The sequence below is a fragment of the Streptomyces sp. SID4985 genome (assembly GCF_009863025.1).
Classification (GTDB): domain Bacteria; phylum Actinomycetota; class Actinomycetes; order Streptomycetales; family Streptomycetaceae; genus Streptomyces.
Genome location: NZ_WWIR01000372.1, coordinates 1 through 8,294 on the forward strand (window position 1 = coordinate 1; position 8,294 = coordinate 8,294).

At 71.3% G+C, this 8,294-nt stretch carries 8 protein-coding genes; 1 reads left to right on the forward strand and 7 read right to left on the reverse strand.

Annotated features, from left to right (window positions below):
• The 3 genes from GTW40_RS15625 to GTW40_RS15635 form a co-directional block, all read right to left on the reverse strand.
• Positions 1-485 (reverse strand): ATP-binding cassette domain-containing protein (locus tag GTW40_RS15625; protein ID WP_161180794.1); only part of this gene is annotated, 485 nt, incomplete at its 3' end.
• A gap of 243 nt (positions 486-728) precedes the next feature.
• Positions 729-2,369, reverse strand: a complete 1,641-nt coding sequence (locus GTW40_RS15630; protein WP_161180795.1) for a hypothetical protein — start codon at positions 2,367-2,369, stop codon at positions 729-731.
• A gap of 157 nt (positions 2,370-2,526) precedes the next feature.
• The gene (locus tag GTW40_RS15635) at positions 2,527-4,623 is read right to left on the reverse strand and encodes a tetratricopeptide repeat protein (protein ID WP_343245710.1); all 2,097 of its coding nucleotides are present in this window, start codon (positions 4,621-4,623) and stop codon (positions 2,527-2,529) included.
• Positions 4,624-4,722: 99 nt separating this feature from the next.
• On the opposite strand from GTW40_RS15635, the gene GTW40_RS15640 reads away from it, so the two are divergent.
• Positions 4,723-5,175 carry a hypothetical protein gene (locus tag GTW40_RS15640; RefSeq protein ID WP_161180796.1) on the forward strand — a complete coding sequence of 151 codons (453 nt, stop codon included), beginning with the start codon at positions 4,723-4,725 and terminating at the stop codon, positions 5,173-5,175.
• A gap of 9 nt (positions 5,176-5,184) precedes the next feature.
• On the opposite strand, the gene msrB is transcribed toward GTW40_RS15640, so the two are convergent.
• The 4 genes from msrB to GTW40_RS15660 form a co-directional block, all read right to left on the reverse strand.
• Entirely contained in the window at positions 5,185-5,592 is a 408-nt protein-coding gene (msrB, locus tag GTW40_RS15645; protein WP_161180797.1) for a peptide-methionine (R)-S-oxide reductase MsrB, read from the reverse strand.
• 13 nt (positions 5,593-5,605) lie between these two features.
• A complete protein-coding gene (gene murC, locus GTW40_RS15650) occupies positions 5,606-6,997 on the reverse strand; it encodes a UDP-N-acetylmuramate--L-alanine ligase (protein ID WP_161180798.1) in 1,392 nt (463 codons plus the stop codon).
• Between the two features lie 428 nt (positions 6,998-7,425).
• Positions 7,426-7,899 carry an indole-3-glycerol phosphate synthase gene (locus GTW40_RS15655; RefSeq protein ID WP_161180799.1) on the reverse strand — a complete coding sequence of 158 codons (474 nt, stop codon included), beginning with the start codon at positions 7,897-7,899 and terminating at the stop codon, positions 7,426-7,428.
• Between the two features lie 167 nt (positions 7,900-8,066).
• The coding region (locus GTW40_RS15660) for a dihydrofolate reductase family protein (RefSeq protein WP_202485943.1) at positions 8,067-8,294 on the reverse strand (228 nt) is incomplete at its 5' end.

Genomic DNA, 8,294 nt, shown 5'->3' on the forward strand with positions numbered 1-8,294 from the left:
GGCTCGTCCATGAGCAGCACCGGCGGATCGGCGGCGAGCGCCCGCGCCACGCCGACGCGCTGCTGCTGGCCGCCGGACAGCTGGTACGGGTAACGCCGGGCGAGCGCGGTGTCGAGCCCGACCCGCTCCATCAACTCGGCTGCCTGCTCCCGCGCCACGCGTTTGCTCGTCCCCAACAGGCGGGGAACGGTCGCGATGTTGTCGATGATGGTGCGGTGCTGGAAGAGGCCCGCGTTCTGGATGACGTAACCCATCGACCGCCGGAGCGAGTTGACGGGCCGGTCTCTGATGTCCTCCCCGTCGAGGAGGATGCGGCCCTCGCTGGGCTCCACCATCCGGTTGATCATCCGCAGCGTCGTGGTCTTGCCACACCCGGAGGGTCCGACGAGCACGGTGATCGCACGGTCCGGGATGTCGAGCGAGAGCCGGTCGACGGCCACCGTCCCGTCCGGATACCGCTTGCTGACTGAATCTATCCGTATCAAAACGCCGCGCGCCCTTCGGTTTCGGCAGGAGCCTGGGACCGTGCCGGCCGAGCCTGGACGGCACGCACCACACCACCGGGGCGGGACGAAGCGACGCCCGGCCCGGGTGCGGGCGCGCGCACCCGCGGTCGTGCCACGGCCGGACGATCCCAATGAATCGGCTTCCTGCTACCCCGAAATGGGCGCACCACTCCCCTTTCCGTGTGACGCTTCCCACCTTGCGGCCGATGCCATGACGATTTTTCAGCTGTCCTCGTCGTCCGTAGGGCGCGAGAACGTCACATGAACCCGGTGCTGTCCCGTACGCACCACCAGCCCCCGCGCCGCGAGTTCGTCGCCCGTCCTCCCGGCCGTCAGCCACAGGTTGACGGCCGCGCCCAACACGAGGGGATCGAGCGCGGGCTGAGGGCCGCCCCAGGGGCGTTCCGTGCGGGCTTCGAGCAGGGTGCCGCCAGGCAGCCGTACGACGGCGGACGTCTCGTCGATGCGGGCGGCCAGGACCGCGGCGCCGGGGTTCCGCTCCGCCTCGCGCAGACACCACTCGGGCGGGGACGGCGTGGCTCCGGCGAGGACTCGCGCGACGACGTCGGCGCTCTGCTTCCACACCGTGTGGGACGTCTCGGTGGCGACCGCGTAGAACCCGCGCTCCCGGTCGCGATGCCCTGCCACCAGGGGCCAGCGTCGCAGGTCGACAGTGCCGTCGTCGTGAACGGTTCCGGTCACCTCGTACGCGGTCGGCGGCAGTCTGCGGATGGGCTCGGGGCCCGGCACCGGGCTGGGGTCGGGGGACTCCTCCGGAAGGCGCACTCCTCGGTGTTCCAGGAAGGCGTACAGGCGGCGTTGGGTGAGTTCTCCCGACTTGTCGACATCGGCGAGCTGGCTGTCGACGATGGGGCGCAGCACCCCGGGGTCGTGGTCCTGTTCGGCAGCCAGCAATTGGGCGTACAGATCGCCGTCGGGGTCGATCCGGGGCGCGCTGCGGCCGAACGCGGCGGCGGGCGAGGCGGGGTCGAGTTCGTCGAGGCCGGTCGCGGCGAGGAGGGTCACCCGGTCCGCAGCGGCGGAGTAGAAGGTGGTGCTGCCGTGATCGCCGATCACGCAGTCGCCGGCCACGACGACGGCACGCCAGCCTTCTTGCGGGGGTATGACCATCAGCCCGGCGTCCATGGCCTTCCCCAGCCGCTCCAGCACGGCGAGCGAGGAGTGCCGGGCCCACACATTGGGATGGAAGACCGCGGCCACCGCGAACTCGTCGGAGGGCAGGGAGGTGACGAGGTCGAGCGGGAGCTGCGGGTGCCGTCCGAGCAATGAGTGCTCGCTCCAGGTGGAGTGGACCACCACCAGACGGCGCCCGTCCGCGACCCCGAGCCGGTCCCGGTACCAGTCGCGCATCTGCCGGCTGGCCAGAATGCGCTGGAAGCACCAGTCCCCTATCACCGCCGCCCGGGGCACGGCCTCGGGACAGCTCCTGAACAGCCGCTCGAGCTGGTCGTGGTGCGACAGTCCGATCGCTGCGGGCACCACCCGGCCCCGATGAACCAGCTCCCGGCGCGAGAGCCCCGCCGGGGAGGTGCCATCGCCGGTCGACTCGGTCACGAGCCGGTTGTAACCGGCCCCGTGCGGCAGCACCATCAGCGGTGCGCGGAGCCTGCGCATCGACGGGTGCACGGCGCAGGCGACGGCCAGATCGAAGGAGCGCCGCGTGGCCTCCTTCCACGTCAGCACGTTCACCCCCACCGACGCCAGATACTCCGGCAGTCCCTCGGCGAAGGCCGACCCCGGATTGACCGTGCAGAACTTGTCGATCCCGTCCTCGGGCCGCAGCAGCCCCAGCACATCCAGTACGCGCGTCGCGGACGTGAGCGTCCGCGCCACCCCCAGCACCGTCGCCTTGGGCGGCGCCCACGTGTCCCAACGTGGCCGAGGGCACGGCGGTCGACGACGACGCAACAGGGGCAACGGTCTCTCCGGAACGTCAGAGCTGGGGGTGCTGGGCAGAACAGGGTAGGAAAACTTGGTCACGGTCGGTCACAGGACCGTCTCAGCCGTCGCCGGACGGCACCCCCGCGTCCCGGCGCAGTTCACGCAGTTTCGCCTCGCACGCCGCCCGCAGCCGTGCGTCCTCGGCGCTCGCGGCGACCTCGGCCAGGACACCCAGGGCCTGGTCGAGCTTGGCGTACAGCTTCCGGGCGGCCGCCTGCTCCGCCGCGCGCATCGCCGACTCGGCCGCGGACTCGACCCTGCCCAGCTTGTGCAGGGCGCGGGCCTGGACGATCCCGAGACGCGGGAGCATCGCGTCGTCACCGCTCTCGACGGCCATGGCCGCGGCCTCACTCGCCGTCTCGAAAGCCTCCTGCCAGTGCTCACCCGCGAGCAGGGCCTGCGCGACGTTGTACGTCTGCACGATGACGCCGTGGCGGTCGCCGGTGGCCTCGTTGGCTTCGAGGGCCCGGGTGAACAGCGTCCGGGCGTCGTCAGGACGCTTCGCGGCCAGGGCGACGAGCGCCTGGGTCTCCCAGATCATGCCGCTCAACCGCGCGTCGGCGGCCGAGTCGAGCAGCTCTCCGGCCGCGTCCAGCTCCCGCGTGGCCTCGTCGTACCGGCCCAGTTCGTAGTAGGCGCGGGCCAATTGGTTGCGCATCCGCATCTCGACGTCCGCGCGCCCTGCCCACTGCGCCGCCTCGATCCCCATCCGGTGGGCCTCGATGGAGTCCGCGTGGTGCTTACGGCTGTGGTAGAGCGCCCAGAGCGACTCGCACAACTGCCACACCGTGTCGTACCACTGTGCCTCGAAGGCGATCCGCAGCAGGGCCAGCAGGTTGCCGCGCTCCGCGTCGAGCCATTCCAGCGCCTCCGCGCCATTGGTGAACAGCTCCTCGTGGGGGCAGAGTTCCTCGAGCGTCCGGGTGGGCGGTGCCTGGAGCCGGAAACGTCCCGGCCCGAGGACACGGATGTCCGCATGGGCCACGACGGCCGTGCAGAAGTCGGCCACGGCCCGGAGAGCGGCGTCGCGCTCCGCGTCCGGGATTTCCCGCACCACTTCACGCGCATGGGCCCGGACCATGTCGTGCAGCCGGAGCCGGCGCGGCCGGTCGGCCGACTCGACGAGGACCGCCAGGTTCGCGGTGAGCAGGTCACCCATCGCCGCGTCGGCGTCCGGCACCCCGGCCGCTGTCACGACGCTGCTCGTGACCGTCGTCCCGGGCAGCCAGCCGAACAGCCGGTACAGCCGCCGGGTGGGGTCGGGGAGGCTCTGGTAGGCCATGTCGAGTACCGCGTTCACCGATGTGGTCCCGTCCTCGAGGCGCGGTAAGCCGTCGGTGCCCAGCGCGCGTACGGCGTCGTTCAGTCCCAGGTGGGGGCGTCGCGCCAGCCATTCCCCCACGGCGCGCAGAGCCAGGGGCAGGCCGCCGCAGAGCCGGACCAGCACGGCGGCCGCGCCGTCCGGGTCCGTGACGCGCCAGCTCTGTACGAATTCGACCCCGGCCCGTTCGTCGAGCGGACCGAGGACGATGTGCACCGCGCCGTCCATCGACAGGGCGGACAGCGCGTTGCGGCTGGTGGCCACGAGCAGACCGGCGCCCGGCACGAGGGGCCGGACCTCGGCCGCCTGCCGGGCGTTGTCGACGACCACGAGCGTGTCACGGCCGGCGGTGATGCTGCGGAAGAGCGCGGTGCGTTCGCCGAGACCCGCCGGAATGAACTCGGGGTGCACGCCCAGGGAGCGCAGGAAGCCGGCCACGACACCGCTCACGTCGACCGCGCCGTCCCGTCTGCCCTCCTCCAGATCCGCGTAGAGGTGGCCGCCGGGATAGGACTGCTCGAGCTCACCGGCCGCCCACTGCGCCACCAACTGGGTCTTGCCCATTCCTCCGAGACCGGAGACGACGACGATCCTCGATGTCGTACGGCCCGCTCGCCGATCGCTCTCGGTGGCCTTCAACCGGCCGAGTTCGTCCTTGCGATTGACGAACAGGGCGCTGGGCTGCGGGACTTGGCGGGGCGTGACACCCGGCGGAGCAGCGGGCAGCGTCAGCGACTCCACCCGTCCCGCCATGACCAGCGGTCCGGCGATCACCGCGTTCCCGGCAACGGAGTTGTGCGTGACCGACGACGCTCCGCCTCTGTGCTCGCCCACCCGTTCGCCCCTCCATCAAGCCCTGCCACCAGAACCCAAAGCTACTACTATGACCCACTCCGCCGGTGGCGGTCGGCGACGAAGGAGCAAGGGGGAACCGTGGACACGGAGTTGGCGACGCTCGTCACGTCCGGAGCGACGACGGTGGTCGGTCTCATGGTCACCGACGCCTGGCAACAGGCGAGGCAGGGGCTCGTACGGCTCTTCTCGCGCGGCGGCCGGGCGAGCACCGTGGGTGGTGAACTGGACGAGCTGCGGGACGAACTGGTCGCGGCGACCGGCTCCCCCGACGGGGATGCGCTCGCCGACGACATCGCGGCGACGGTCCGGCTCCGGCTGCGCGGCCTACTCCGGCAGGACACGGAGGCGGCCGGTGAACTACGGCTCCTCGTCGAGGAATTGACCCCGCTTCTGCACCAGGAGGCGCGGGGCGACACGGTCCACAACACCATCAGCGGGGGCACCATGTACGCCCCCGTGATCATGGGCTACTCCGTCTCGAACCCGACGTTCAACGGCTCGGACGGAGCAGCCCCGGAGCGGAACGGCTGAAACCGCGCCTCAGGACTCGGTGGGCTCCAGACGCAGCGAGACGCTGTTGATGCAGTACCGCTGGTCTGTGGGGGTCGGGTAGCCCTCGCCCTCGAAGACATGGCCGAGGTGGGAGCCGCAGCGGGAGCAGCGGACCTCGGTGCGGAGCATGCCGTGGGAGCGGTCCTCGATCAGCTCGACCGCGTCGGTGTCCTTCGGGTCGTAGAAGGACGGCCACCCGCAGTGCGAGGCGAACTTGGTGCCGGAGGTGAACAGCTCCGCGCCGCAGGCACGGCAGGAGTAGACACCCTGGGTCTTGGTGTCGGTGTACTCACCGGTGAAGGCCGGTTCGGTGCCCGCCTGGCGCAGTACGGCGTACTCCGCCGGGCTCAGCTCCGCCCGCCACTGCTCGTCCGGCTTCTCGACGTCGTACGACATGAGACTCAGCCCCTTACTTCTGCGACAGGCGGTCCAGGATCAGCGGGCCCAGGTCGGTGACGTCACCCGCGCCCATGGTGAGAACGAGATCGCCCCGCTCCGCCATTCCCGCGACGGTCTCGGGGATCTCCGCCTTGTCGTGTACGGCGGTGACGTCGGCGCCCGCGACGCGCGCGGCCTCGATGATCAGCTCGCTGGTGACGCCGGGGATCGGGTCCTCGCGGGCCGGGTAGATGTCGAGCACCACGGAGGCGTCGGCGAGCGCGAGGGCCTGGCCCATCTCCTTGCCCAGCTCCTGGGTGCGGGAGAACAGGTGCGGCTGGAAGACGACGAGGATGCGGTGCGCGTCCCCGGCGGCGGCGCGCATGGCCTCCAGGTCGGCGGTCATCTCGGTCGGGTGGTGGGCGTAGGAGTCGATCACCTGGACACCCGCCTCCTCGCCCTTGAGCTGGAGGCGCCGCTTGACGCCGGTGTACGCGGCGAGGGCGGTGGCCAGCTCGTCGGCGGGCAGGCCCAGGGCGACGCCCGCGGCGAGCGCGGCGACGGCGTTGAGCGCGTAGTGGCGGCCGGGGACGGACACGGCGAAGGTCAGCTCGCGGCCGTCCAGCACGACGGTGACCCGGCTCTTCAGGCCCTCGGGGACGATCTTCAGGACCCGTACGTCGGCGTCGTCGGCCTCGCCGTACGTCACCGTCTGCACACCGGTCACCCGGCGGGTCAGCTCGCGGGCGCCCTCGTGGTCGGCGGAGATCACCAGCGTGCCGCCGGGGACGATCTTCCCGGCGAAGGTCTCGAAGGACTCGTAGATCTCGTCCATCGAGGCGTAGTTGGCGTGGTGGTCCAGCTCGACGTTGAGGACGATGGCGACCTCGGGGGCGTACTTGTGGAAGCTGCGGTCGCTTTCGTCCGCCTCGGCCACGAAGATCTCGCCCTCACCGTGCAGGGCGTTGGAGCCGGGGGCGTCCAGGTCGCCGCCGATGGCGTACGAGGGCTGCGCGCCCAGCTCGGTCAGCGAGACGGCGAGCATGGAGGTGGTGGTGGTCTTGCCGTGCGTACCGGCGACGGCGATCGGCCGCAGGCCGCCCATCAGCGCGGCGAGCGCGTCGGAGCGGTGCACCACGGGGATGCCCAGCTCGGCGGCGCGCACCAGCTCGGGGTTGTCCTGCCGGATCGCGGACGACACGACGACACAGCTGGCGTCGTCGGCGAGGTGCGCGGCGTCGTGCCCGATGTGCACGGTGGCGCCCAGCGTCCGCAGCGCCTCCGCTGTCGCGGACTCCTTGGCGTCACTCCCCGCCACCTTCGCCCCGCGCTGCGCCAGAATCTTCGCGATCCCCGACATCCCGGCGCCGCCGATGCCGATGAAGTGCGGTCGGTCCATGGCGATAGGAAGGCCGGGTGCCATGCGATGTTCTCCCAGAGGACGATGAGCCAGAGCGCCCCTAGCCTATGCGCTCCGCGCGGGGCGGGTCCGCAGTGGGCGGGGGGTGTGGGGCGGGGCTGCTCCACGAGGGCGCGGCGTCGGCGGAAGTGCAGGGCGCGCGGTCATCTCCGACGCGGGGATGCGCGAGGGTGGCAGTCCACGGCGTTCCTCGGGGCCAGCACCGGCTGTGGCTCTCGCCCGCGGCGTCACTCGGGGGCGGTGTCACTCGGGGGCGGTGTCGCCCGCAGCGTGCTCCCGCAGGGGGCGCCTGCGACGTACCCCTGCCAAACGCCCCCCGCCGACAGCCGCGCTCTCACTGCCCGCGCCGGAGGCGACCGGCCACCGCACCCCGCCTCGCGCCGCAGGCATCCGCACCCCCACCACAAACCCCGCCAAACCCAGCGGAGCGCTCACGCCTTGCTGTGCGAGAACAGCTTCAGCACCGGCACCCCCACCTTGTGCCGCGCCCGGGACGCCCAGTCGCGGTGGAAGAACTCCTCGACGTAGTGGGGGTCGGTGAGGACGATGACCTCGTCGGCGTGGACCTCTTCGACCAGGGACTTGAGGGCGTCGAGGGGATGGTTCTCGACCAGGCGGCCCTCGGCCTGGCTGCCGGCGGCGCGCAGGGCGCGTACGGAGACGTCGAGCGCCTGCTCCCCCACGTCGCGCGCGTCCGCGCCCTCGGGCGTCTCGCGCTCGTGGACAGCCTCGTCGATCTCGCCGAGCGCGATGTCGTCGATGGCCCGCAGCAAACGGTCCGCCTGATCGCCGCGTGGCTGGAGCAGCACATGGAAGAAGACCGGCTCGTCCCCGTGCAGGGTGGTGACGAACTCGACGTCGGCCGACGTCAGAGCCTTCTCGATCATCAGAACGCTTGTGAACACCAGGCGCCTCTTCTCCTTCGAGGATCTGCCGACCCTCTGTCCACCGTCGGCCCGAAAGAGCCTGCGGAAACCATCCTGCCCCGTGATCGCACGGGTAGTGCCGCACTAAGTGTGCCCGCCGGGAGCTAAACGGAACGGTAGATTCCGCTGTTTCAGCGCCGCCGTTTTCAGGGTCGGCGGTAACGCCCGAACAGAAATCCGTCCTCCTCCAGCAAGGACACCAGCTCGAACCGGTGCGGGACCGCGACCGACGGGCCCCCCGCGATGCGCTGCGCGTCCCCCGCCGCGAGCATCGGCGCGAGCGTCAGGCACATCTCGTCCAGCACGTCCGCCGCCACCAGCTGGCCGAGCAGCCGCGGGCCGCCTTCCGTGAGCTGCCGGGTGTAGCCGAGCCC